At 74.5% G+C, this 22,808-nt stretch carries 23 protein-coding genes and 1 pseudogene; 15 read left to right on the forward strand and 9 right to left on the reverse strand.

Features of this window, described 5'->3' with window-relative positions; all coding sequences use genetic code 11:
* Positions 1 to 1,038: iron-containing alcohol dehydrogenase (locus VGI02_RS24690; protein WP_331631899.1), on the reverse strand; the 1,038-nt coding region annotated here is incomplete at its 3' end.
* A gap of 263 nt (positions 1,039 to 1,301) precedes the next feature.
* Here VGI02_RS24690 and VGI02_RS24695 point away from each other — a divergent pair.
* Positions 1,302 to 2,021 carry an SDR family NAD(P)-dependent oxidoreductase gene (locus tag VGI02_RS24695; protein ID WP_331631901.1) on the forward strand — a complete coding sequence of 240 codons (720 nt, stop codon included), beginning with the start codon at positions 1,302 to 1,304 and terminating at the stop codon, positions 2,019 to 2,021.
* A gap of 223 nt (positions 2,022 to 2,244) precedes the next feature.
* Positions 2,245 to 3,099, forward strand: a complete 855-nt coding sequence (locus tag VGI02_RS24700) for a putative endonuclease domain-containing protein (RefSeq protein ID WP_331631903.1) — start codon at positions 2,245 to 2,247, stop codon at positions 3,097 to 3,099.
* 139 nt (positions 3,100 to 3,238) lie between these two features.
* On the opposite strand, the gene VGI02_RS24705 is transcribed toward VGI02_RS24700, so the two are convergent.
* Positions 3,239 to 3,622 carry a GntR family transcriptional regulator gene (locus tag VGI02_RS24705; RefSeq protein ID WP_331631904.1) on the reverse strand — a complete coding sequence of 128 codons (384 nt, stop codon included), beginning with the start codon at positions 3,620 to 3,622 and terminating at the stop codon, positions 3,239 to 3,241.
* Between the two features lie 22 nt (positions 3,623 to 3,644).
* Positions 3,645 to 4,235, reverse strand: a complete 591-nt coding sequence (locus VGI02_RS24710; RefSeq protein WP_331631906.1) for an acyl-CoA-like ligand-binding transcription factor — start codon at positions 4,233 to 4,235, stop codon at positions 3,645 to 3,647.
* Positions 4,236 to 4,420: 185 nt separating this feature from the next.
* Here VGI02_RS24710 and mftA point away from each other — a divergent pair, with 185 nt between their 5' ends.
* Genes mftA through mftC form a run of 3 tightly spaced genes read left to right on the forward strand, consistent with a single transcriptional unit; the run spans position 4,421 to position 6,061 of the window.
* Positions 4,421 to 4,519, forward strand: coding sequence for a mycofactocin precursor MftA (gene mftA, locus VGI02_RS24715; RefSeq protein WP_331631908.1), 99 nt, complete (start codon positions 4,421 to 4,423; stop codon positions 4,517 to 4,519).
* Positions 4,519 to 4,830: a mycofactocin biosynthesis chaperone MftB gene (gene mftB, locus VGI02_RS24720; RefSeq protein WP_331631910.1), complete on the forward strand. Its 312-nt coding sequence runs from the start codon at positions 4,519 to 4,521 to the stop codon at positions 4,828 to 4,830. Before mftA ends, mftB begins: the two co-directional genes overlap by 1 nt.
* A gap of 16 nt (positions 4,831 to 4,846) precedes the next feature.
* Positions 4,847 to 6,061 (forward strand): mycofactocin radical SAM maturase, encoded by a 1,215-nt coding sequence (mftC, locus tag VGI02_RS24725; RefSeq protein WP_331631912.1) that lies wholly within the window; start codon positions 4,847 to 4,849, stop codon positions 6,059 to 6,061.
* Positions 6,062 to 6,122: 61 nt separating this feature from the next.
* Here the strand turns inward: mftC and VGI02_RS24730 are convergent, their stop codons facing one another.
* The 6 genes from VGI02_RS24730 to VGI02_RS24755 are packed head-to-tail and all read right to left on the reverse strand — an operon-like array spanning position 6,123 to position 11,891.
* Entirely contained in the window at positions 6,123 to 6,998 is an 876-nt protein-coding gene (locus tag VGI02_RS24730) for a LysR family transcriptional regulator (protein WP_331631914.1), read from the reverse strand.
* A 35-nt stretch (positions 6,999 to 7,033) separates the two neighbouring features.
* Positions 7,034 to 8,044: an AAA family ATPase gene (locus tag VGI02_RS24735; RefSeq protein ID WP_331631916.1), complete on the reverse strand. Its 1,011-nt coding sequence runs from the start codon at positions 8,042 to 8,044 to the stop codon at positions 7,034 to 7,036.
* A complete protein-coding gene (locus tag VGI02_RS24740; RefSeq protein WP_331631917.1) occupies positions 8,034 to 8,489 on the reverse strand; it encodes a ribulose bisphosphate carboxylase small subunit in 456 nt (151 codons plus the stop codon). The genes VGI02_RS24735 and VGI02_RS24740 overlap by 11 nt, the downstream gene beginning before the upstream one ends.
* Before the next feature lie 10 nt (positions 8,490 to 8,499).
* Positions 8,500 to 9,924 carry a form I ribulose bisphosphate carboxylase large subunit gene (locus tag VGI02_RS24745; protein ID WP_331631919.1) on the reverse strand — a complete coding sequence of 475 codons (1,425 nt, stop codon included), beginning with the start codon at positions 9,922 to 9,924 and terminating at the stop codon, positions 8,500 to 8,502.
* A 36-nt stretch (positions 9,925 to 9,960) separates the two neighbouring features.
* Positions 9,961 to 11,217: a GAF domain-containing sensor histidine kinase gene (locus VGI02_RS24750; RefSeq protein ID WP_331631921.1), complete on the reverse strand. Its 1,257-nt coding sequence runs from the start codon at positions 11,215 to 11,217 to the stop codon at positions 9,961 to 9,963.
* On the reverse strand, positions 11,214 to 11,891 hold the full coding sequence (locus VGI02_RS24755; RefSeq protein ID WP_331631923.1) for a response regulator: 678 nt from the start codon (positions 11,889 to 11,891) through the stop codon (positions 11,214 to 11,216). Before VGI02_RS24755 ends, VGI02_RS24750 begins: the two co-directional genes overlap by 4 nt.
* A 147-nt stretch (positions 11,892 to 12,038) precedes the next feature.
* On the opposite strand from VGI02_RS24755, the gene rpe reads away from it, so the two are divergent.
* From rpe to VGI02_RS24805, 10 genes and pseudogenes are all read left to right on the forward strand, one after another.
* Positions 12,039 to 12,773, forward strand: a complete 735-nt coding sequence (gene rpe / locus VGI02_RS24760) for a ribulose-phosphate 3-epimerase (protein WP_331631925.1) — start codon at positions 12,039 to 12,041, stop codon at positions 12,771 to 12,773.
* Positions 12,774 to 12,813: 40 nt separating this feature from the next.
* The gene (locus VGI02_RS24765; RefSeq protein ID WP_331631927.1) at positions 12,814 to 13,767 is read left to right on the forward strand and encodes a phosphoribulokinase; all 954 of its coding nucleotides are present in this window, start codon (positions 12,814 to 12,816) and stop codon (positions 13,765 to 13,767) included.
* A complete protein-coding gene (locus VGI02_RS24770) occupies positions 13,764 to 14,519 on the forward strand; it encodes an HAD-IA family hydrolase (RefSeq protein WP_331631929.1) in 756 nt (251 codons plus the stop codon). The genes VGI02_RS24765 and VGI02_RS24770 overlap by 4 nt, the downstream gene beginning before the upstream one ends.
* Positions 14,520 to 14,529: 10 nt before the next feature.
* On the forward strand, positions 14,530 to 16,545 hold the full coding sequence (locus VGI02_RS24775; protein ID WP_331631931.1) for an oxidoreductase: 2,016 nt from the start codon (positions 14,530 to 14,532) through the stop codon (positions 16,543 to 16,545).
* Positions 16,546 to 16,555: 10 nt separating this feature from the next.
* The gene (locus VGI02_RS24780; protein WP_331631934.1) at positions 16,556 to 18,469 is read left to right on the forward strand and encodes an oxidoreductase; all 1,914 of its coding nucleotides are present in this window, start codon (positions 16,556 to 16,558) and stop codon (positions 18,467 to 18,469) included.
* 53 nt (positions 18,470 to 18,522) lie between these two features.
* A complete protein-coding gene (locus VGI02_RS24785; RefSeq protein ID WP_331631937.1) occupies positions 18,523 to 19,392 on the forward strand; it encodes an ArsR/SmtB family transcription factor in 870 nt (289 codons plus the stop codon).
* Between the two features lie 13 nt (positions 19,393 to 19,405).
* Complete coding sequence (gene mftE, locus VGI02_RS24790; RefSeq protein ID WP_331631939.1) at positions 19,406 to 20,083, forward strand: mycofactocin biosynthesis peptidyl-dipeptidase MftE; 678 nt, start codon at positions 19,406 to 19,408, stop codon at positions 20,081 to 20,083.
* A gap of 6 nt (positions 20,084 to 20,089) precedes the next feature.
* On the forward strand, positions 20,090 to 21,622 hold the full coding sequence (mftF, locus tag VGI02_RS24795; RefSeq protein WP_331631941.1) for a mycofactocin biosynthesis glycosyltransferase MftF: 1,533 nt from the start codon (positions 20,090 to 20,092) through the stop codon (positions 21,620 to 21,622).
* Complete coding sequence (locus VGI02_RS24800; RefSeq protein WP_331631943.1) at positions 21,615 to 22,295, forward strand: MOSC domain-containing protein; 681 nt, start codon at positions 21,615 to 21,617, stop codon at positions 22,293 to 22,295. The genes mftF and VGI02_RS24800 overlap by 8 nt, the downstream gene beginning before the upstream one ends.
* A gap of 376 nt (positions 22,296 to 22,671) precedes the next feature.
* Positions 22,672 to 22,808: pseudogene (locus VGI02_RS24805) on the forward strand ((2Fe-2S)-binding protein); the annotation flags it as partial.

A 22,808-nucleotide genomic window follows, 5' to 3' on the forward strand; every position in this document is an offset into this window, starting at 1 on the left:
GCGGAGCAGCCGGATGGAGGCGGCGAGCGCGGCCTCCGCGGCCTGCACGTCGGTCATGTGCGTGGTGTCCACGCCCATGGCCGTCGCGATCTTCGCGAAGCGCTTGTAGGCGACCGGCATGTTGAACGCCCACACGCGGGGCAGCGCGATGGCGTTGTTCAGGCCGTGGTGGGTGTCGTAGAACGCCGACACCGCGTGCGAGATCGAGTGGATGATCCCGAGACCACCGGAGTTGAACGCCTGGGCGGCGATGTACTGCGCGTACATCATGCCCTCGCGGCCGGGGAGGTCCTGGCCGTTCCACACCGCGGCGCGGAGGTTCTCCGCGGTGAGCTCGATGGCGCGCAGGGCGTTGCCGAGGCTGGGCTCGAAGTTCAGCCGCGAGACGTAGGGCTCCGAGGCGTGCGCGAGGACGTCGAACCCGCACTGGGCGGTGAAGTCGATCGGGCAGTCGAAGTAGAGCACCGGGTCGTCGATCGCGAGGGTGGCGACCGAGTTGTCGTCGAACGCGACGTACTTGTGGGGGTTGTTCGGGTCCGTCGTCGTGTCGGTGATGACGTAGGCCCAGGAGGTCTCCGAGCCGGTGCCCGCCGTCGTCGAGACCGCGATGTGCGGGGGGTTCTTCGGGTTCTCGGACTGGTTGAAGCCCTCGAACTCGTTGACGTTGCGGCCGTCGTGCGACACCGAGATCCGGGCGCCCTTACAGGCGTCGTGGGAGGAGCCGCCGCCGATGGACACGAAGCTGTCGCAGGCGTTCTGCTGGTACAGCTTCACCGCGTCCATGACGTTGTAGTCCTTGGGGTTGGACTCCACCTGGTCATAGATGACGGTGTCGACCCCGTGGTACTTCATGGACTCGCTGATCTTGTGCACGATGTCGGTGCCACGCAGGCCCGACGTCATGATCAGCGTCTTCTTGAAGCCCATCTTGAGGGCCTCGGGGCCGATCATCTCGTGCGCGCCGGGGCCGAGGAGTGCCCGCGGGAACGGGTGGAACTCCTTGATCGGGAACGGCTTGAGCAGCTCGTCTACCTGCATCGTGATCCTCTCGTCGTCGGGCGGACCCGCTGAAGTCAGCTGGCCTGACGTCCGCCGCGGACGGTAGGGGTGGTGCGGGTCACGGGCGAGAGCGCACGCGTGATCCCGTTCACGGAGCGGGGAGATCGCCCCCACGTTCGGAGGGTTTCGGGTGCTGCCCTTCGTGCTGCCTGCGTCAATGCGATGCAGTTGCCATTATGTTGCGATAGGGCCGTGGTGGGCAAGAGCGGGTTCGCGAGGCCGGTCGCGGGCAACTCGTCGGGATGGACGGAACGGATCTCGTGGGCCGCACCGCCGTCGTCACCGGCGCGAGCCGGGGCCTGGGCCGGGAGATCTCGTCGCGCCTGGCGTCGTCGGGGGCGCGGGTCGTGGCGATCGCGCGGGACGCGGCGGGCCTGGAGGACGCCGTCGCGGGGATGCCCGGCTCCGTGTCCGCCCTGCCGGTGGATCTCGCCGACGTCGACGGGATCGCCGACGCGGTGGCGGGCGTCGGGGACGTGGACGTGCTCGTCAACGCGGCGGCGGTGATGAGCGCGCGGCGGTCCAAGACGCTGGAGAGCTCGCTGGACGACTGGCGCTCGGTCCGCGCGGTCGACCTCGACGCGCCGTTCGCGCTGATCTCCGCGTTCGTGCCCGGGATGGTCGAGCGCCGGTGGGGGCGCGTGGTGAACGTGACCGCGTGCCTCGGGCGGATGACCGGGCCCGGCACCGCGGGTGGGCTCGCGCCGTACCGGGTGGCCAAGGCCGGGCTGAACGCGCTCACCCGCAACCTCGCCCACGAGCAGGGGATGGGCAGGCGCGGGGTGCTGGTCGACGCCACCTGCCCCGGCCACTGCCGCAGCGACATGGGCGGCCCGGACGCGCCCCGGTCGGTCGAGGAGGGGGCGGACACGGCGGTCTGGTTGGCTTGCCGTCCGGGCACGCCGTCCGACCCGCCACCCACCGGCCGGTTGTGGGAGGACCGGGTGGAGGTGCCCTGGTAGGGCGCTCGTCGGCTGTGCTCCGCGCGGGGCGGCGAAGGGTGTCGCGTGCGTCGCCTCCGCTGCCCGCCCCCGCCGTCTCTCGCTCCCCGCATCCGTGATCAACAGACGTGTGCGTGTCTCATCGGGGAGTCGCGGGACCCGTGCAGGACTGCTGATCAAGAACGGGTCGGCGAGTTGATGGAACCGATCCGCCGCGGGCGGCCTCCAACCGGATATGGAGCCGTTGACGCGATGGACCCGCGACCCGTTCCGTGGTTCCTGGGCGGTCCTCGACGGGCGCACCACGTGGACGCGCCTGCGTGGACCGGACTTCCGCCAGCTCCGCCCGGATGTCTACGTCGGTGCCGCCGCGGAGCAGGACCTCCGGATGTGTGTGCGCGGTCTCCGGCTGTGGAGCCAGGACCTGGGGATCCTCGCCGGGCCGCTCGCCGCGCTGGCCTACGAGGCCGAGTGCCCGTGGGACGACGCCGAGCTGATCATGCCGGGCCGCTGCCACCCGGCACCGAGCGGCACGAGGATCCGGACGGACCGGCTGTCACCCGACGAGATCGCCGAGAGGTTCGGCTGCCCGATCACCTCGCCGGTCCGTACCGCGTTCGACCTGGCGCGTCGGGAGCCGCTGGTCGAGGCCGTCGCTGCCGTGGACTCCCTCGCCCACACCTGCCGCTTCCCCTCGGATTACCTGCGACGGTTCGCTGCGGGGCACCCGCGAGCACGCGGGATCGTCCAGGTCAGGCGCGTCCTCGAGCTCATGGACCCGCGCGCCGAGTCCCTGCCGGAGACCCGCCTGCGGCTGGGCCTGCTCGACCGCGGTGTTCCTCCGGGCGTGCCGCAATACCGGGTCCGCCTGCTCACCGGCGAGCGGAAGCGACTCGACCTGGCGTGGCCGGAGGCGATGGTCGCGCTCGAGTACGACGGACCCGGTCACCGCACGATCACCGGCCAGAACCGCGATGCGTTCCACCGCGGACGTCTGGGTGATCTGGGCTGGAACATCGGGGTGGTGACGTCGGCCATGATCGCCGACCCGGTCGCCTTCGACGAACTGGCCGCTCGCGTCCTGCGCCAGCTCGGCTGACCGGGTGCTTTCCCGCCGCCGCCCGGGCACGGGCGCTCGCGAGCGGCCCGGTGATCAACAGACCTGCACGGGTCCGCCGACCCTCGGATAAGACCCGCACAGGTCTGTTGATCAAGCGAAACAGGGGTGGGCGAGGTGCCTACCCGTCCGCCAGGGCCGCGCGGGCGAGGTCCAGGGCGCGCTCGGGGGAGACGCCCAGCTCCCGCATCCGCGCCGCGTACTCCCGCGCCGCCTCGCGGCCCTCGTCGCGCCCCTCGCCGGACGACGACGCCGGGTCGACGACGAAGGTGCCGAGGCGGCCGCGGGTCTCGACCACGCCCGCCGCCTCGAGCTCCCGGTAGGCCCGCGCGACGGTGTTCGCGGCCAGCCCGAGGTCGACCGCGAGCCGGCGGACCGCGGGCAGCCGGGTGTGCGGGGCGATCCGGCCCGATCGCACCAGCGAGGTGACCGACGCGCGCACCTGCTCGTAGGGCGCGACGGACGAGGCGGGGTCGACGTCGATCAGCGTCACCGGGTCGGTCACCGGCACATCATCGCGCGCCCGATCACTCCCGGGCCGCGAACCCGCGCCCGAGGTCGTCGAACGCCTCCGCGGCCAGGACCCGGAGGACCGAGCCGTCGGCGCCGGGGGTCGCCAGCCACGTCGTGAACACCCCGCGCATCGCCGCGACGACGACGCGGGCGAACACCTGTGGGCGCAGTTCGCCGGCCCCGCAGCCCCATCGTGCTGCGGCGTCGACGGCGATCGCCTGCTCCCACGCGGCGTAGCGGACGGCGGCGCGCGCGGCCACCTCGGGCACCGTCTCGATGAGGCCGAGACGGCGCCGCAGCACCGGGACGTCGTCGTCGGCGTACGCGTTGACCTGCAGGAACGCTCGCCGGGCCGCGGTCACGGGGTCGAGGTCGTTCGGTCCCGTGCGCAGGGTGGTGACCAGCGCGGCGAGGGCGTCGTCGAGCTGGCCCAGGACGACGTCGAGCTTCGTCGGGAAGTACCGGAAGAACGTCCGTCGTCCGACGCCCCCGGCGGCCGCGAGGTCGTCGACGGTGACGGCGTCGAAGCCGCGCACCGAGAACAGTTCCAGGGCGGCCGCCTCCAGGCGGCGGGCCCGCACGGTGCGGGTGGTGGCCGACGTCACGCCACCAGTGTCCTCCGTCCGGGAGCCGGACGGCGAGGGTCGTCCTCGCGCGTACCAAACGAGATCGCGCTCACGCCCCGCCCGTTCGGGCGGGACGTACTGCCCACGGCGACCGTGGCGAATGGCACCGAGTGCCACGTAGCGTCCTGCCTCGCCCGAGGTGATCGCACCCGCAGGAGGTAGCCATGGCTGAGCCCACCGCCGACGTGAGCCAGGAGGCCCCGCTCGTCGAGGAGACCCTCGTCGAGGAGGTCTCGATCGACGGCATGTGCGGCGTCTACTGATGACCGCGGCTCCGGTGGAGGCCTCGGACGCCGAGGCCTCCGCCGGCGCCTTCGACCCGGCCGTCCCCTACCGGCTCTCGGAGTCGGTCTCGGTACGCCCGGAGTCGTTCGGCGCCCTCGTCTACGACTTCAACACCCGCCGGTTGTCCTTCCTCAAGACGAAGCCGTTGGTCCGGGTGGTCGAGGCCCTCGCGCACCACGACGACGTCCACGGTGCCCTCACCGCCGCGAAGGTCCCGGCTGAGCAACGGGACCAGTACCTGCGCGCCCTCGCCGGCCTCGCGCAGGCCGGCACGATCACGCCCCGGTAGAGCAGGGAGCCACCACATGAAGCTCGTCGAGCACTTCACCCACGGCCTGACCTCCCCGATCTGCCTGACCTGGGAGCTCACCTACGCCTGCAACCTGAGCTGCGTCCACTGCCTCTCGAGCTCCGGGCGTCGCGACCCGAACGAGCTGTCGACGGACGAGGCCAAGGCCGTCATCGACGAGCTGCAGCGCATGCAGGTCTTCTACGTGAACATCGGCGGCGGCGAGCCGACGGTGCGCAGCGACTTCTGGGAGCTGCTGGACTACGCGATCGCCCACGACGTCGGCGTCAAGTTCTCCACCAACGGCGTGAAGCTCGACAAGGCGCGCGCCGCGCAGCTCGCGAAGACCGACTACGTCGACGTCCAGATCTCCCTCGACGGCGCGACGGCGGAGGTCAACGACCACGTCCGCGGCCCCGGCTCGTACGACACGGCGATCCGGGCGATGGAGAACCTGTACGAGGCGGGCTTCGGGCAGTTCAAGATCAGCGTGGTGGTGACCCGCCAGAACGTCGACCAGCTCGACGACTTCAAGGCGATCGCCGACCGCTACGGCGCCCAGCTGCGGATCACCCGGCTCCGGCCGAGTGGCCGCGGCGCCGACACCTGGGACGAGCTGCACCCCACGCAACCCCAGCAGCGCCAGCTCTACGACTGGCTCGTGGCCCGCGGCGAGGACGTCCTCACCGGCGACTCGTTCTTCCACCTCTCCGCGTACGGGCAGGAGCTCCCGGGGCTCAACCTGTGCGGCGCGGGCCGCGTGGTGTGCCTGATCGACCCGGTCGGCGACGTGTACGCCTGCCCGTTCGCCATCCACGACCAGTTCCTCGCCGGCAACGTCCGGTCCGAGGGCGGGTTCAAGACGGTGTGGCAGGACAGCGAGCTGTTCCAGGAGCTGCGCGGCCCGCAGTCCGGCGGGGCGTGCACCAAGTGCTCGCACTACGACGCCTGCCAGGGCGGTTGCATGGCGGCCAAGTTCTTCACCGGCCTGCCGCTCGACGGCCCGGACCCGGAGTGCGTGCTCGGGAACGGGGAGCTCGAGCTGGCGAAGCTGGAGATGGACACGATCGTCCCCAAGCCGTCGCTCGACCACTCGCACCGGACGAGCCCGCAGGCCAAGGAGGGCCCGGTCCCGCTGACGCTGTCGGTGCGCCGCCCCGACAAGGCCTGTGACTCCGACCCCCTCGCGGGCGAGGGCAGGCGTCTCCCCGCGGGCGTCCGGGTGAACTGAGTCGCGTCACCTGAAAGCTCCCCCGGTGCCGCGGGCGATCCTCGCGGCGCCGGGGTGACCCTCACGGCGGCCGCCAGCCCCGGACGTGCCCGGCGAGCACGTCCTGCACCAGGAGCTCGGTGCTCGCCGTGGCGTCCGGGTGGGTCACCAGGTGCCATGGCCGAACGAGCGGCGTCCCCGGCAGCGGCAGCTCGACCAGCGTCCCGTCCGCGATGAGGTCGCGGACGGCCTCGCGGGACACCAGGGTGGCGCCGAGCCCGGCCCGCGCCGCCGCGATCGTCGCCCCGTGGGAGCCCATCGTGAGGCTGCGCGGCTCGACGCCGAGGTCGGCGAGGAGCCCCGCGAGGGTGCTGCGCACCCCCGAGCCCGGTTCGCGGAGCAGCCAGGTGGTGCCCGACGGGTCGAACCCGTCGGCCAGCGCCGGTGCCCCCACGACGGCGAGGGTGTTCGCCCGGGTGGCCCGGACGCGGGCCGCGTTGCCCGCGGGTGGGCGTCCCGCGACGACGACGTCGACCTCGTGGTGGGTGAGCATCGACCACACCCGGGTGCTCGGGGCGACGTCCACCCCGAGCTCGACGTCCGGGTGGCGGGTGCGGAACGCGGAGAGCAGACCGGGCAGCAGGTGCTCGCCCGCGGTGGTCACGGCGCCGAGGCGCACGTGGCCGCGCTCCGGGTCGGCCTCACCCCGGGCGGCGGCGGTGGCCTCGTCGAGCAGCCCGAGCACGCGACGGGCGTAGTCGGCGTATCGGCGTCCCGCCGGAGTGAGGCGTACCCCGCGCCCGTCCCGTTCGAGCAGCGGGACGCCGATCTCGTCGCCGAGCGCGCGGACGGCCGCCGAGACGGTGGACTCGGTGACCACGAGGTGGGCGGCCGCGCCGCGCACCGACCCCTGGTCGGCGAGCGCGACGAACGCGCGCATCCGGGAGGTCGTCGTCACCGGCCACCTCCCCCGACGGTGCCCGCCACCCGGGCTCAGTCCCCGGAGGCCGCCAGACCGCCGGTGAACACCCTGCTGGCGCGCAGGTCCTGGGCGTGCAGGGTGACGAGGTCGTCGAGGCCGACCCGCAGGCCGTTCGCCCCGCCGCCCTCCGCCAGCCGACGCGCCTGGCGCATCCTCGCGCGGTCCAGCCCGTTCCGCACGCTCCGGGCGCCGGCGAACCACGGTTGCTCGACCCGCAGCGCCAGGTACTCCCGCAGCGCCTCCCGGGCGTCGTCGGAGAACGTCAGCCCCTGCTCGGTGGCCATCGACTCGGCGATGATCCCGAGCTCCGGCACCGAGAAGTCGGGAAAGTCGACGTGGTGGGCGATCCGGCTCTGCATCCCGGGGTTGGCCGAGAAGAAGGTGTCCATCCGGTCGGCGTAGCCGGCCAGCACGACGACGAAGTCGTCGCGGTGGTCCTCCATCGCCTGCAGCAGGATCTCGATGGCCTCGCCGCCGTAGTCCCGCTCGTTGCCCGGGCGGTGCAGGTAATAGGCCTCGTCGATGAACAGGACGCCGCCGAAGGCCTTCCCGACGATCTCCTTCGTCTTCGGGGCGGTGTGCCCGACGTACTGGCCCACCAGGTCGTCCCGGGTCGCGGTGACGAGGTGGCCCCGGCGCAGGAAGCCCAGCCCGTGCAGCAGATCGCCGATCCGCTGCGCCACCGTCGTCTTGCCGGTGCCGGGATTGCCGGTGAAGCACATGTGCAGTGTCGGACGGGCGGTCGCCACGCCGAAGCGCTCACGGACCCGGTCGACGATCAGCAGCGACGCGAGCTCCCGCAGCCGTTCCTTCACCGGTGCGAGCCCGACGAGCTCGCGGTCGAGCGCGTCGAGCACCTCGTCCACGCCGGCCTCCCGGCGGACCTCGGCCAGGTCGACCGTCGCGTCGGTGGGGAGGGCGTCCTCGTCCCGCTTCCGCGCGTCGGCCTCGGCCGCCGTCTCCTCGGTGACGGCGGCCGAGCGGCCGGAGGTCCCGAACGAGGTGCGTCCGTCAGCGGCCATCGCCGTTGCTCCGGGCGTCGCCGTGGCGTCCGTAGCGCTGTCCCGCCGGGCGTTCGGTGGCGTACGAGTGGGTCGTGTAAGCGATCTGGCGGTCCTTGCCCTCCTGGCGGTCCAGGCGGAATCCCGGTTCCTCGGAGGGCCGGTTGACCAGGAACGACAGCGCGACGGTCTGCCTGCCGAGGCTCGCGTCGTAGGCGATGACCCGCACGTAGTGCTCCGGGTGCTCGTCGCGGCAGGCGCGGACCTCGTCCATCACCGCCGCCGGGTCCCGCAGGTCGAACATCGGCAACCCCCACATGTCCCAGTAGGTGTTGCGGGGATGCGGGTCGTCGGTGAACTCGACCGACAGCGGCCACTCGTGGGCGAGGGCGTAGTCGATCTGCAGCCGGATCTCGTCGTCGGTCAGGTCGGGCAGGAACGAGAAGGTGCCTTGGGTGATGCGCACGGTGTCCTCCTCAGGAGGGGGTCGGGACGGCGTCGACGGTGTCGGTCGAGGCGTAGTCGAAGGTGACGTCGCCCCAGGTCGAGAGGGCCATCTCCAGCGGCTTGCAGTGCCGGCCCGCCTTCCGGAGGATCTCCGGGCCCTCGGTCAGGTAGTCCACGCCCTCGTTCCGCGCCTTGATCATCGCCTCGACGGCGACGCGGTTGGCCTCGGCGCCCTGGGCGATGCCCATCGGGTGGCCGATGGTCCCGCCGCCGAACTGCAGGATCGTGTCCTCGCCGAGGTGGTGCAGCAGCTGGTGCATCTGCCCGGCGTGGATGCCACCGGAGGCCACCGGCAGCGTCGCGGGCATCGAGGCCCACTCCTGGTCGAAGTAGAGGCCCTTGCTCGGGTCGGCCTGGTAGCTGTTCTTGCGCAGCACGTCGTAGAAGCCGTGCACCGAGGCGGGGTCGCCCTCGAGCTTGCCGACGACGGTGCCCGCGTGGATGTGGTCGACCCCGGCGAGGCGCATCCACTTGGAGATCACGCGGAAGCTCACGCCGTGGTTCTTCTGGCGGGTGTAGGTCGCGTGCCCGGCGCGGTGCAGGTGCAGGATCACGCCGTTGCGCCGCGCCCACTTCGACATCGACTGGATGGCGGTGTAGCCCACGGTCAGGTCGAGCATCACGATGACGCTGCCGAGGTCCCTGGCGAACTCGGCCCGCTCGTACATGTCCTCCATGTCGGCGGCGGTGATGTTGAGGTAGTGGCCCTTGATCTCACCGGTCTCGGCCTGGGCCTTGTTCACCGCCTCCATGCAGGCCAGGTAGCGGTCCCGCCAGCGCATGAACGGCTGCGAGTTGATGTTCTCGTCGTCCTTGGTGAAGTCCAGGCCGCCGCGCAGCGCCTCGTAGACGACGCGGCCGTAGTTGCGCGACGAGAGCCCGAGCTTGGGCTTGGTCGTCGCGCCGAGCAGCGGGCGCCCGAACTTGTTGAGGTACTCCCGCTCCTGGACGATGCCGTGCGGCGGCCCGGGGAAGGTCTTCACGTAGTGGGCCGGGATCCGCATGTCCTCGAGGCGCAGCGCCTTGAGCGGCTTGAAGCCGAAGACGTTCCCGATGATCGAGCTGGTGAGGTTCGCGATCGACCCCTCCTCGAACAGGTCGAGGTCGTAGGCGATGTACGCGATCCACTGCCCCTCGGCCCCCGGGACGGCGTCCACGCGGTAGCACTTCGCCTGGTAGTGCTCGTGGGTGGTGAGGCGGTCGGTCCACACCACGGTCCAGGTCGCGGTGCTCGACTCACCCGCGACGGCGGCGCCCGCCTCTTCCGGCGGCACCCCGTCCTGCGGCGTCACGCGGAACGCGCAGAGCAGGTCGGTGTCCTTCGGTACGTAGTCGGGCTGCCAGTACCCCATCTCCGCGTAGGGGATGACACCCGCACTCCATCGATCGGCCATGACGACGAGCGTGCGGTCTCAGTCTGTCAAGGACAATCAAGTGTTCTGGGGTGACACTTCGCCGTTCGACTGAACGTCCTCGTCGTCGGCGTCCCACTGCCCGGGCACGGGCGCGGTGACGGCGAGGGTCGTGCCCTCGCCGGGCCGCGCGGTCAGCCGCACGGTGCCGCCGATGAGCTCAGCCCGTTCGCGCACCGAGGCCAGCCCGAACCCGCCGTTGTCGTCGGGCGGGCCGAGGTCGGCAGGCACGAACCCCGCGCCGTCGTCGCCGATCGCGAGCCGCACGTCCGTCGCGCCGATCGCCAGCCGCAGCGTCACCCGGCGGGCCCCGGCGTGCTTGAGCACGTTCTGCAGCGCCTCCTGGGCGATGCGGTAGAGCGCGATCTCGAGGTGGTCGGGCAACCGGCGCTCGTCGAGATCGAGGGAGGCGTCGACGTCGGGGACCCCGCGGGCGAGCGCGGCCAGGGCACCCGCGAGCCCGAGGTCGTCGAGCACCGGAGGTCGCAGCGCGCCGATGGCGACGCGGGCCTCCTCGAGGGTGGTGTCGACGAGCCCGCCCGCGATGTCGATGTCCGTGCGCGCCGGGCCAGGGTCGCCGCGGTCGAGGTGGGTCAGCGCGGCGTCGAGGTGGTACCAGAGCGAGACCAGGCGCTGGGAGATCCCGTCGTGGATGTCCCGCGCGAGCCGGCGGCGCTCGGCCTCCTGGGCGGCCACCGTCTGTTCGGCGAACCGCTCGTGCGCGCGCTCCCGGGCCGCGAGCCTGCGGTGCATCCGGGCCTGGTGCAGGGCGCCCGCGAGCAGCCGCCCGATGGCGAGCAGCAGGCGCACGTCGCGGTCGTCGAACGGGCGGCGGGCGACGGTGTGCACGTTGAGGACACCGGCCAGCCCGCTCGGCTCGCTGATCATCGGCACGGACACCATCGACGTGTAGTCCTGCCCCCGCAGCGCGGGGATCGGGACGTAGCGCGGGTCGGACTCCTTGTCCTCGACGATCACCACCGGTTCGCGGTGGCTCGCGACCCACCCGCTCACCCCCTCACCCAGCGGGAGGTGCACCGCGCCGACCTCGGTGTCGAACGGCGGCGTGGCCCCCAGCAGGGTCAGGGCCCGTTCGGAGTCGTCGAGGACGTGGACGAAGCACACGTCGGTGGCGGTGGCCTCGGTGATCACCCGGGCCACCGCGGCGGCGCGCGTCTCCACGTCCGGGCCGCTCGCGGTCGCCTCGATGATGTCGAGGAGGACCGCGTTCTCGCGTTCCGGGTCGTCGAGCCCCAGCCCGCGCGGGCCCGTCACCGGAACACCCCCTCCCGCAGCGCCGCGGCGACCGCGGCGGTGCGGTCCGGGACCTGCAGCTTGCGCAGCACCGAGCGCACGTGGCTCTTCACCGTCTCGTCGCCGATCACCAGGCGCGAGGCGATCGCGCGGTTGCTGCATCCGGAGACCAGCAGGGCCAGCACCTCGCTCTCGCGGTGGGTGAGGCCCAGGTGCGCGCCCGGCCAGAACTCGTCGCGCTCCAGGCGGGCGGCGGACTCGACCACCCGGCCGGCCATCGTCGTGTCGATCACCGTGGTGCCCGTCGCGGCGAGCTCGAGCTGGCCCACGAGCTCCTCGCCGCGGATGCGCTTGAGCAGGTAGCCCGCGGCGCCGGCGCGCAGGGCCTGGAACAGGTACTGCTCGTCGTCGTACACCGAGAGCAGCACGACGCGGGCCTCGGGCATCCGCTCGGCGAGGCGGCGGCACAGGTCGAGCCCGCTCTCGCCCTGCATCCGCACGTCGGCGAGCACGAGGTCGGGCCGCAGCGAGGCGACGAGGTCGAGGGCGTCGGGGACGGCGTGGGCCGAGCCGACCACCCGGATGCGGCCCGTGAACGGGGCGAGCATCGCCTTCAGGCCCGCCACGACCATCTCGTGGTCGTCCACCACGACCACCCGCAGCGGACCTGCCGCGGGTGGTGTGACGGCGGTCATCCGCTCACGATAGGTGTTCGGCGGCCGAGCGGCGGACTCTTCGGGCGCGCCGTCCCCCGGGGCGTCTCCCCCCGCGTCCCCCCGCTGCGGGGGGAGTGGCGCGGGCCACCCGTGCCTAACGTCGGTGGTCTCCCAGGAGGTGCGTCGATGACCGTTCCCGCCCCCCGTACGGCTCCACCACGATCCGGCCGCCCGCCCGGCCCCACGCTCGCGGCATCCGTGCTGCCCGCCGACTTCTCCCGGCTCGGCGACGAGCTCCGTGCCCTCGAGGCCGCCGGGGTCGAGCGCGTCCAGTGGGACGTCATGGACGGCAGGTTCGTGCCGAACCTGACGCTCGGGCCCGACATCGTGGCCGCGGCCCGTCCGGTGGTGGACATGCAGTTCGAGGCCCATCTGATGGTCGCCGACCCCGACCCGATGCTGCCGCGCTGGGTGGAGGCCGGGTGCGAGCGCGTCATCGTGCACGCCGAGACGTGCACGCACCTGCACCGGACCGTCGCCCGCATCGCCGAGCTCGGGGCGCTGCCCGGGGTCGCGCTGAACCCCGCGACGCCGTTGTCGGCGGTCGAGCACGTCCTCGACCGGCTCGACCTGCTCCTCGTGATGACCGTCGACCCGGGCTTCGGCGGCCAGTCCTACCTGGCCTCGATGGAGCCGAAGATCCGTGCGGCGGCGGCGATGATCGCCGACGCCGGGCTGGACACCGACCTCGAGGTGGACGGGGGCATCGACGTCACCACGGCGGGCGCCGCGGCCCGGGCCGGGGCCACGGTCCTCGTCGCCGGCACCGCCCTCTTCCGCGGCCAGGGGTCCATCGGGACCCGCGCGATCGCGCTGCGCGCCGCCGCCCGGCAGGTCGCCGGCGAGCGCCGTCCCGCCTGACCCGACCGCCCCGGGGAACCAGGGAGCAGAGGAGCCACCCGTGCCCGACAAGAACCTGCGCATCAGACGCGCCGGTCCCGACGAACCCCGGCGCCGGCCGGTGATGATCGCGATCGCCGGCGACAGCGCCGCGGGCAAGACCACCCTCACCCGGGGCATCGTGGAGGCTCTCGGGCCGACGCGGTGCGTCTCGCTGTGCACCGACGACTACCACCGCTACGACCGGGCCGAGCGCAAGGAGCTGCCCTTCACCGCGCTCCACCCGGACGCCAACTACCTCGAGATCATGGAGCAGCACCTGCAGCTGCTCGCGACGGGCTCGCCGATCCTCAAGCCGGTCTACGACCACGCCACGGGCGAGCTGGTGCGCCCGGAACTGGTCGAGCCCGCCCCGATCGTGATCGTCGAGGGGCTGTTCCCGCTCCACAGCCGCCTGGCGCGTGCCTGCTTCGACGTGACCGTCTACCTCGACCCGCCCGAGGAGATCCGGCGCGAGTGGAAGATCGCGCGGGACACCGGCAAGCGCGGCTACTCGACCGAGGCCGTGCTCGCCGAGCTGGACCGCCGCGAGGCCGAGTCGGAGGCCCACATCCGGCCGCAGCGCGCCAACGCCGACCTCGTCGTGCGCTTCGCCCCGATCGCGAGCCGGGACGACCCGGCGGACACCCCGCTGTCGGCGACGGTGATGCTGCGCCCGACGATCGACCACCCGGATCTCTCCGGGGTCATGGCCCCCGGGCTGACCCGCGCGATGCACCTCAAGCTCGAGCGCGACCCCGACGGCAGGCCGGTCGAGTCCCTGCACGTGCACGGCTACGTGCCGCGCGAGGAGAGCATCGCGGTGCAGAAGGCGATCTGGACGGCGCTCGGTGCGCCGGACAGCGACTCCCCGGAGAGCCTGGGCCGCGTCGGTGACGGTCGCAGCGAGCCGCTCGCCATCGCGCAGCTCCTGCTGCTCTACCACCTCATGGACCTCGACCGGAGCCGGCCGTGAGCACCCTGGAGCAGACCATGAGCACCGTGCCCGCGGCCGTCGTCTTCGACCTCGACGGCACGCTCGCCGACACCGAGCGCGACGGGCACCGGGTCGCGTTCAACCGGGCCTTCGCCGCGCACGGGCTCGACCTCTTCTGGGACATCGAGCACTACGGGTGCCTGCTCGCGGTCACCGGAGGGCGGCGGCGCATCGTCGCCGACCTCGCCCGCCGGGACGAGACCGCCGACCTCGCCGCGGACGAGACGGCGCTCGAGGACCTCGCCGCGAGCGTGCACCGGACCAAGACACGGCTGTTCGCCGAGGAGGTCCGCCGCGGCGGGATCGAGGCCCGCCCGGGTGTCCGGTCCCTCGTCGCCGACCTGGTCGCGCACCGCGTGCCGGTCGCGGTCGCCACGACCGGCACGCGGGCGTGGGCGGAGCCGCTGGTCGAGCAGCTGCTCGGGCCCGGGACCGCCCGCGTCACGGTGTTCGGCGACGACGTCCGTGCCCTCAAGCCGGATCCGCAGGCCTACCTGCTCGCCCTGGAGCGGCTCGGGGTGGCGGCGCGGGACGCGGTCGCGGTGGAGGACGCCGCGCCGGGGCTGGCCGCGGCCCGGGCGGCGGGGCTGGCCACCGTCGTCGTCACCAACCACTACACCCGCTCGCACGACATGCGGGGGGCCGCGCTCGTCCGCGAGGAGTTCGACGTCCCGGGGCTGCTCACCGCGGTGGCGCTCGGCGAGGTGCTGGCGGGCGCCCGGGCGGGATAGCGTCCCGCCGGTGCACAGCGTCCTCGCCACGCCGGGACGCGTCGGCGGGCGCACGGTGCCCTCGAGGGTGCTGTTCGGCCCGCACACGACGAACCTCGCGGACCCGCGACGGCCCGGCGAGCTCTCCGGCGACCACGCCACCTACTACGGACGGCGGGCCGACGGCGGCGCGGGCGTGATCGTCACCGAGGTCGCCTCGGTGCACGGGTCCGACCGGCCCGCCGAGCGCGCCCCGTCCGCGGCCGATGCCGGGCCGGGGTGGGCGGCGATCGCCCGCGCCTGTGCCGCGCACGGGACCGTCGTCCTCGCGGGCCTGGGGCACGCGGGCACCCAGGGGAGCTCCGCCCACCACGGCCGCCCGCTGTGGGGGCCCTCGGCGGTGCCCGACCCGGTGACCCGCCAGGTGCCGGTGGCGATGGACGAGGCCGCGATCGCCGCGGTGATCGACGGGTTCGCGGCCGCCGCGGTCCGGGCCGTCGACGCCGGGCTGGACGGCGTCGAGATCCAGGCCGGTCAGTACGCCCTGCTGCGCCAGTTCCTCTCGCCGCTGACCAATCACCGCACCGACCGGTGGGGCACCGAGCGGGATCTGCTGCTGCGCGGGACGGTCGCCGCGGTGCGCGCGGCCGTCGGCGACGGCGCCGTCGTGGGCCTGCGCCTCGCGGTCGACGAGCTCGCGCCGTGGGCGGGTCTGCGCCCCGAGGACGTGCGGGTCCCCGCCGGACCGGACTACGTCGTCGGGGTGCGGGGGAGCGGCCTCGCGGTCGGCGCCACCCGCCCCGATGCCCACACCCCGCCCGGTCACGGCCTGCCCCTCGCGGCGGCCCTGCGCCGCGCCGCGCCCGCGGGGACGGCGGTGGTGCTCGCGGGCGGCGTGGTCGACCCCGCCGAGGCCGACACCGCACTGTCCGACGGCACCGCGGACCTCGTCGAGATGACCCGCGCGCTCGTCGCCGACCCGGACCTCGTGGCGACCGTCCGGGCCGGGCGTGCTCCCCGGCCGTGCGTGCTCACCAACGAGCGGTGTCGCGTCCGCGACGGCCGCAACACCGTCGTCTCGTGCAGCGTCTCACCCGTCGAGGAGGCCTACGCGGTGCCGACGGTGCGTTCCGGCGAGGGCTCCGGTGCCATTCCCCGTCGCTCCGCTCGCCCCGACGTGCGCGTCGTCGGGGGCGGGCCCGCCGGGCTGGAGGGGGCGCGGGTGCTCGCCGCCGCCGGGTACACGGTGACGCTGCTCGAGCGCGAGGACGAGCTGGGCGGCGCGCTGCGCGGGGTGGCCCGGTTGCCCGGGCGCGGCCGGTACGCGGCACTCGTCGCGTGGTGGCGCGCCGAACTGGACCGGCTCGGCGTCCAGGTCCGGCTCGGGGATGCGGCCTGGCTCGGCGATGCGGCCCAGCTCGGCGATGCCGCGGGGCCGGGTGTCGACGGCGGCCCCGGCGACGACGGCCGACCCACCCTCCGGGCGACCGGCGGCCTGGAGCGCGACCCGCCGCTGCCCGACGCGCCGACCTGGAGCGCCGCCGCCGTGCTCGCGGGGACCGCGCCGGCGCCCGGACCCGTCGTCGTGCTCGACCCGGTCGGCGACGCCACCGGGGTCGGCCTGGCCGAGCTGCTCGCCGCCCGCGGCCGGGAGGTGGCACTGGTGACCGCAGACCCCGTCGTCGGGCACGAGCTCGGGCCCAGCGGCGACCTCGTGCCCGCCCAGGCCCGGCTCGTGGCGGCCGGGGTGGCGCGGGTGGTGCGCGCGGAGCCCGTGCGCTGGTCGGACGGGGTGCTGCACCTTCGCGACGCGGCCACCGGCGCGCCCTCGACGCTGCCCTGTGCGGCCGTCGTCGACGCCGCCCACCGGCGCCCCGGCCCGGTCCCCGAGGGCGCGGCCCCGGTCGGTGGGCTGCTCGTCGCGGGCCGCACGGTGCTCGCCGGCGACCTGCTCGCGCCCCGCACCGTGCACAACGCGGTGCTCGACGGCAGGCGGGCGGCCGCGCAGGTGGCGGCCCTGGTCGCGGGCGTGACGGTGCCGGTGTGACGGGCCTGTCGTGACCGTGCCCCGGCCCGGCGACCCGGTCACCGTCGGCCCGCTGCGGCTGCGCAACCGGATCGTCTTCCCGGCTCACCTCACCAACGCCGCCCTCGGCGGGATGCCGACCGCCCAGCACGCCGCGTACTACGCCGCCCGGGCGGCGGGCGGCGCCGCGCTGGTGATCACCGAGGAGCACTCCGCGGGCGAGCACGACCGGCCCTACGAGAAGCTCATCCGGGGCACCGACCCGGTGATCGTCCCCGGGCTGCGCCGGATCACCGACGCCGTCCACGCCCACGGCGCCGCGGTGCTCGCCCAGGTCGGGCACAACGGCGGCCAGTCCTCGTCGCGGTACTCGGGGGTCGCGGTCACCGCGCCGTCCCCGCTGCCCGACCCGATGTTCCGCGAGGTGCCGCGCGCCACGACCCCGCGCGACATCGACGACCTCGTCGCCGGCTTCGCCCGGACCGCCGAGCACTGCGTCGCGGGCGGCTACGACGGGGTCGAGATCCAGTGCTCCCAGGCCTCGGTCGTCCGCCAGTTCCTCTCGCCGGTGACCAACCGGCGAGAGGACGCCTACGGCTCGGACCCGGCACGGCTGCTCGTCGAGATCCTCGCCGCGGTCCGGGGGGTCCTCGGCCCGGACCGGGTGCTCGGCGTGCGGGTGCAGGGCGACGAGGGCCTCGCCGGCGGGCTGGGTGCGGCGGACGCGGCCGACGTCGCCCGCCGGGTCGAGGACGCCGTGGACTACGTGAACACCGCGGTCGGGGTGGCCACCGCGACGCTCCCGCTGATCGAGCCCCCGATGGGGGTCCCCGCCGGGTACGCCGCCGCTGTGCCCACCGCGGTGCGGGCGGCCGTGTCGGTGCCGGTGATCGGGGTCGGGCGGTTCACGACGCCGGCGCACGTGGCCGCCACGCTGGCGGCCGGGTCGTGTGACCTGGTGGGGGTGACGCGCGGCCAGATCGCGGACCCGTCGTTCGCGCGCCGTGCGCTCGAGGGTGCCCGGGTCCGACGCTGCCTCGGCTGCAACCAGGAATGCATCGGCGCCGTGGGTCTGGGCCTGCCGCTGGGGTGCGTGGTCAACCCGCGGGCGGGGCGGGAGGCGCGGCCGCTCCCGGTGCCGCCGGCCCGCCGCCGGGTCCTGATCGCGGGCGGGGGCCCGGCCGGACTCGCCGCCGCCGGGACGGCCGCCGGGCGCGGCCACGACGTGGAGCTGGTGGAGGCGGGCGAGGTCCTCGGCGGGCAGGTGACGTGGGCCGCCTCGGCTCCCGGCCGGGCCGAGCTCGCCCATGCCGTCGAGGACCTGGCCGCCGCGCTGCCGTCCGGGGTGCGCGTGCGCCTCGGCGTGACGGTCGACGCGGCCCTGGTCGCGGCCCGGGCGCCCGACGTCGTCGTCGACGCGACCGGGTCGGCCCCGGCGACGCCGTCGTGGGCGGGTGACGCCGGAGTGGGGGTGCTCGACGTCGAGGACGTCCTGCGCGGGCGCGCGGCGCCGGTCGGCCGCGTGCTCGTCGTCGACGACGCGGGCGGGCACGCGGCGCCGTCGACGGCCGAACTGCTCGCGCGCCGCGGTGCCACGGTGACCACGGTGACGTCCGCCCTCGTCGCGGCCGGCGATCTCGGGCCGACTCTCGAGGGCCCCCGGTGGGCGCGCCGCGCGGCCGCGCTGGGGATCGTCCAGGAGACCGAGCGCGTGGTGCTGGGGGTGGAGGCCGGGCCCGGTGGGACGAGCATCGTGCGGCTGCTGGATCACCTCTCCGGGGTCGAGGAGCACCGGGAGGTCGACGCCGTCGTCGCCGCGGTGCCGCGACGCCCGCGCGGGCTCGTCGTCCCGGGGTTCCCCGTCGTGCGGGTCGGGGACGCGCTCGCTCCCCGCCTGCTCGGCGCGGCCGTCCGCGAGGGGCACGAGGCGGCCGTCGAGCTCTGACCGGCAACCTAGAGGTTGCCTATCGGAGACAGGCAACCGTAAGGTTGCCTGTTGTGGACGACGACGCGGTGTTCCGGGCGCTCGCCGACCCGACGCGGCGTCACCTGATGGATGCGCTGTACGAGCACGACGGCCGCACCCTCTCCGAGCTCGCCGACGGGCTCGCGATGTCGCGGCAGGCGGTCACGAAGCACCTCGCCGTCCTCGGATCGGCGGGCCTCGTGACGGCGGTCCGTCGAGGTCGGGAGCGTCGTCACCACCTCAACCCGGCGCCCCTGGCCGACGTCGGGGACCGCTGGATCCGCCGCTACCACCGGGCGCGGGTGGACGCCCTCACCGACCTGAGACGAGCACTGGAGGACCCCATGGCCGACACGACGGCCCCTGCCCCGACGACCGGGACGCCGACGACCGATCCGGCGGCCACCGCCTTCGTCTACGTCAGCTACATCCGCACGACCGCCGAGCGGCTCTGGGAGGCGCTCACCACGCCCGCGTTCATCCGCCGCTACTTCGACGGGGGCGGTCCGGACTCCGACTGGCAGGTCGGCTCCCCGGTGCGCTGGAGCATGGGTGGCGAGCCGCCGCAGGACTGGGACCAGCACGTTCTCGAGGCCGACCCGCCCCGCCGGCTCACCTACACCTGGCACAACTACCGGCCGGAGATGCAGGAGATGTTCGGCTGGTCGGACTCGGCGCTCGCGACGCTGCAGCAGGAGCCGATCTCGCGGGTGACGTTCGAGATCGAGTCCGTCGCCGCGTCCCCGGACGCGATCCACCCGGCGGTGAAGCTCACGGTCACCCACGACGGTTTCGTCCCCGGCAGCCAGATGCTCGCCGGGGTCGCGGGGGGCTGGCCGGGGATCCTGTCGAACCTCAAGTCGCTGCTCGAGACCGGCGACGTCGTCGCGGGCCGCGGCTGACAGGCTGGCGTGCGTGGAGGTCTCCCGCGCGCGCTCGGTCGACTGTGCCGACACACCGCTGCTGCTGGTGCCCGTCGGGGCCCTCGAGCAGCACGGCCCGCACCTGCCGCTGGGGACCGACACGACGGTGGCGACGACGGTGGCCGGGCGGGCCGGGCTACCGGTCACTCCGCCGATCGCGTTCGGCGCCTCGGGGGAGCACGAGGGCTTCCCCGGCACGGTGTCGATCGGCACCGAGGCGCTGGCCGCGGTGCTCGTCGAGGCCGGTCGGTCGGCGTGCCGCTGGGCCCGGCGGCTGGTCTTCGTCAACGGGCACGGCGGCAACCTCCCGGCCCTGGTGGCCGCGACGACGCTGCTGCGCGCGGAGTCCCGCGACGTGGCCTGGCACTCCTGCGGGGTGCCGGGCGCGGACGCCCACGCCGGGCGGCACGAGACGTCGCTGATGCTCGCGCTGGCCCCCGACGACGTCCGCCCCGACCTCGCGGTGGCGGGTAACACCGCCCCGCTCGCAGAGCTCATGCCGTCGATCCGGGAGGGGTCGGTGGCCGCGGTGAGCCCGAACGGGGTGCTCGGCGACCCGGCGGGCGCGGCCGCCGCGGAGGGCGCGGAGACGACGTCGGTGATGGTCGCGGCGCTGCTCGACGCCATCGACGACTGGCGGGTCGACGAGCGGGGCCGGTTGGGTGCCTGACGCGCGATGACCTCGCCCCGCCCTCCCCGGCTGCCCGACGGCTGGACCGTCCGACCCGACCCCCGCACCTGGCGGGTCGACGGTGGGGCGACCTGGATCGGCGGCTCCCCGCCGCGCGTGCTGCGGCTCTCCGTGGCCGCCCGGTCCCGGCTGGCGGGGCCCGACCTCGTCGTCACCGACGCCACCACCGCCGCCCTCGCCCGGCTGCTCTCGGACGCCGGCGTCGCGCACCCCGACCCGGCCCGCGCGCCCGGGGCGCCGGGGCCGGGGGAGGTCACCGTCGTCGTCCCGGTGCGGGACCGGACCGCCGAGCTCGACCGGATGCTCGCCGCCGTCGTCGCCACCGCGCCGGGGCTCGGCGGCATCGTCGTCGTCGACGACGGGTCGACCGACCCGGGCGCGACCGAGCGCGTCGTCGCGGCACACGGCGGGCGGGTCGTGCGGCACCCGTCGTCGCGGGGCCCGTCGGCGGCGCGCAACACCGGCGCCCGGGCGTCGACGACGCCGGTCGTCGCGTTCCTCGACTCGGACGTCGTCCCCGATCCCGGATGGCTGGCGGTGCTGCTCTCCCACCTCGGCGACCCCGCCGTCGGGGCGGTGGCCCCGCGGATCGTGGCGTGGGCGCACGACGGCCCGGAGAACGCGGTGAGCCGCTACGAGCGGCGCCGGTCGTCGCTGGACCTCGGCCCGCGGCCCGCCCCGGTGACGGCGCGGTCGCGGGTGGCCTACGTGCCGAGTGCGGCGCTGGTGGTGCGGCGGTCGGCGTTCGGCGACGGTTTCCGCGAGGACATGCCGGTGGCCGAGGACGTCGACCTGGTGTGGCGGATCGCCGCGTCGGGCTGGCGGCTGCGCTACGAGCCGGGTGCGCGGGTGGCGCACGAGCACCGGTCCGGGGTGCGGGCGTGGCTGGGGCGCAAGGCGTTCTACGGGACGGGCGCGGCGCCGCTGGCGCGGCGGCACCCCCGACGCGTGCCGCCGGTGGCGCTGGCCCCGTGGACGGCGGCGGCGATGGCGCTGCTCGGCGTGCAGCGGCGGTGGTCGGTGGCGGCCGCGGGGGCGGTGACGGTGGTGGCGACGGTCCGGCTGGCACGCGGGCTGCGCAGGCCGGGCGAGCCGTGGGTGTCGCGAGGACCCCGAGAATGTGGAGTTGCTGTCACCGGACGTCAGCGATGCCGCATCGCTGACGTCACGGCAGGACCGATCCCCCTCGCCGCCGTCCTCGCGCCCTGGGGGCTCGGGGGCGCGGCGTGGCAGGCGGCGGGCGCGCTCACCCGCCACTGGTGGCCCGCGGCCGCCCTCGGTGCGATCGTGAGCAGGCGGGTCCGGCGCGCGCTGCTGCTCGCCGCCGTCGTCGAGGGCCTGGCCGACTGGCTGCGCTTCCGGGACCGGGGGGCGGGTCCCCTCGACGCCGCCGCGCACCTCGCCGCTCACCGTGCCGACGACCTCGCCTACGGCGCCGGGCTGTGGTGGGGAGCCTGGCGCCACCGCACGGCCGCTCCGCTGTGGCCGGACCTCTCCGGGAAGGGACCCGATGGTTGAGCACCCCGCGGCCGGTCGGCCCGTCGCGCATCCCCCGGTGGTCAGCTCCGTCGCCGTCGGCCTGCCCGTCGAGCTCGACGGGCCGGCCCCGGGGCAGCGCACGCTCACCGCCTACGGCAAGTCACCCGTGTCCGGTCCGGTGGCGGTGCTCGCCGAGAGCCTGCAGGGCGACCGCCAGGCCGATCCCGAGAACCACGGGGGACCGCACAAGTCCGTTTACGTCTACGCCGCGGAGGACGTGGACTGGTGGCGGCGCGAGCTCGACCGCGACATCGACGGGCAGATGTTCGGGCAGAACCTGACGACGTCGGGTCTCGACCTCCGTGACGCGGTGGTCGGCGAGCGCTGGCGGATCGGGACCGCGGAGTTCGAGGTCGCCCAGCCCCGGATCCCGTGCTTCAAGCTCGGCCTGTTCGCCGGGGACCGGACCATGCCCCGGCGGTTCATCGCCGCCGTCCGGCCGGGGGCCTACCTGCGGGTCGTGCGCCCCGGGCACGTCGCCGCGGGCGAGGGCATCGAGGTGTCCGACCGGCCCGCGCACGGCGTCACCCTCGCCGACGTCTTCACCGTCTACCACCACCAGCGGGAGCGGGCCGAGATCCTCCTCGGGGTCCCGCAGCTCGCGCCGATGTACCACGAGTGGGCCCGCGAGCGGCGCGTGAGGACGGGTTGAGGTCGCCCCCTCCGAACGGAGGGGGCGATTCGCTGTCCGGCCCGCCCGAATTGGAACGAACACGCCTCGTCACCACCGATCTCACCGACTCCCGGCGACGCAGCTGCGGGAGCATCCGGTCCGTGCACCCGCATCTTCGGAGGCCGCTCTGGATCTGCCCGCTGACCAGCACCGACGACCCCGCGACGCCCCCGGACCGGGCGTTGCGCGCGGACGATCTCGGGAGTGTGATGTGGCCGCCGCCACCCTGACGGGCGTGACGGCACCGCCGCGCGGACGGGTCCCTCCCGGCCTCTGCGACGGCCCACCACCAGACGACGTGCTCGCCTCGGGGATCCGCCAGGGATGCGGACCCGGGCGTGTGAGGAGTGAATCCATGGCACGCATCCGGACCACCGTCGACGGCCTCGTCTACGAGGACGACGTCGAGCCCCGCATGCTGCTCGTGCAGTACCTGAGGGAACGCCTCGGCAAGACCGGCACGGTGATCGGCTGCGACACCAGCAACTGCGG

The organism is Actinomycetospora sp. (genome assembly GCF_036497245.1).
Classification (GTDB): Bacteria; Actinomycetota; Actinomycetes; order Mycobacteriales; family Pseudonocardiaceae; genus Actinomycetospora.

What these genes read in the sequence shown, in the direction of transcription:
- VGI02_RS24800 (WP_331631943.1), top strand. Translation starts at nt 21,615, where the DNA reads ATGGTTGAGCACCCCGCGGCCGGTCGGCCCGTCGCGCATCCCCCGGTG.
- rpe (WP_331631925.1), top strand. Translation starts at nt 12,039, where the DNA reads ATGACCGTTCCCGCCCCCCGTACGGCTCCACCACGATCCGGCCGCCCG.
- mftF (WP_331631941.1), top strand. Translation starts at nt 20,090, where the DNA reads ATGACCTCGCCCCGCCCTCCCCGGCTGCCCGACGGCTGGACCGTCCGA.
- VGI02_RS24755 (WP_331631923.1), bottom strand. Translation starts at nt 11,891, where the DNA reads ATGACCGCCGTCACACCACCCGCGGCAGGTCCGCTGCGGGTGGTCGTG.
- VGI02_RS24745 (WP_331631919.1), bottom strand. Translation starts at nt 9,924, where the DNA reads ATGGCCGATCGATGGAGTGCGGGTGTCATCCCCTACGCGGAGATGGGG.
- mftA (WP_331631908.1), top strand. Translation starts at nt 4,421, where the DNA reads ATGGCTGAGCCCACCGCCGACGTGAGCCAGGAGGCCCCGCTCGTCGAG.
- VGI02_RS24695 (WP_331631901.1), top strand. Translation starts at nt 1,302, where the DNA reads ATGGACGGAACGGATCTCGTGGGCCGCACCGCCGTCGTCACCGGCGCG.
- mftB (WP_331631910.1), top strand. Translation starts at nt 4,519, where the DNA reads ATGACCGCGGCTCCGGTGGAGGCCTCGGACGCCGAGGCCTCCGCCGGC.
- VGI02_RS24735 (WP_331631916.1), bottom strand. Translation starts at nt 8,044, where the DNA reads ATGGCCGCTGACGGACGCACCTCGTTCGGGACCTCCGGCCGCTCGGCC.
- mftC (WP_331631912.1), top strand. Translation starts at nt 4,847, where the DNA reads ATGAAGCTCGTCGAGCACTTCACCCACGGCCTGACCTCCCCGATCTGC.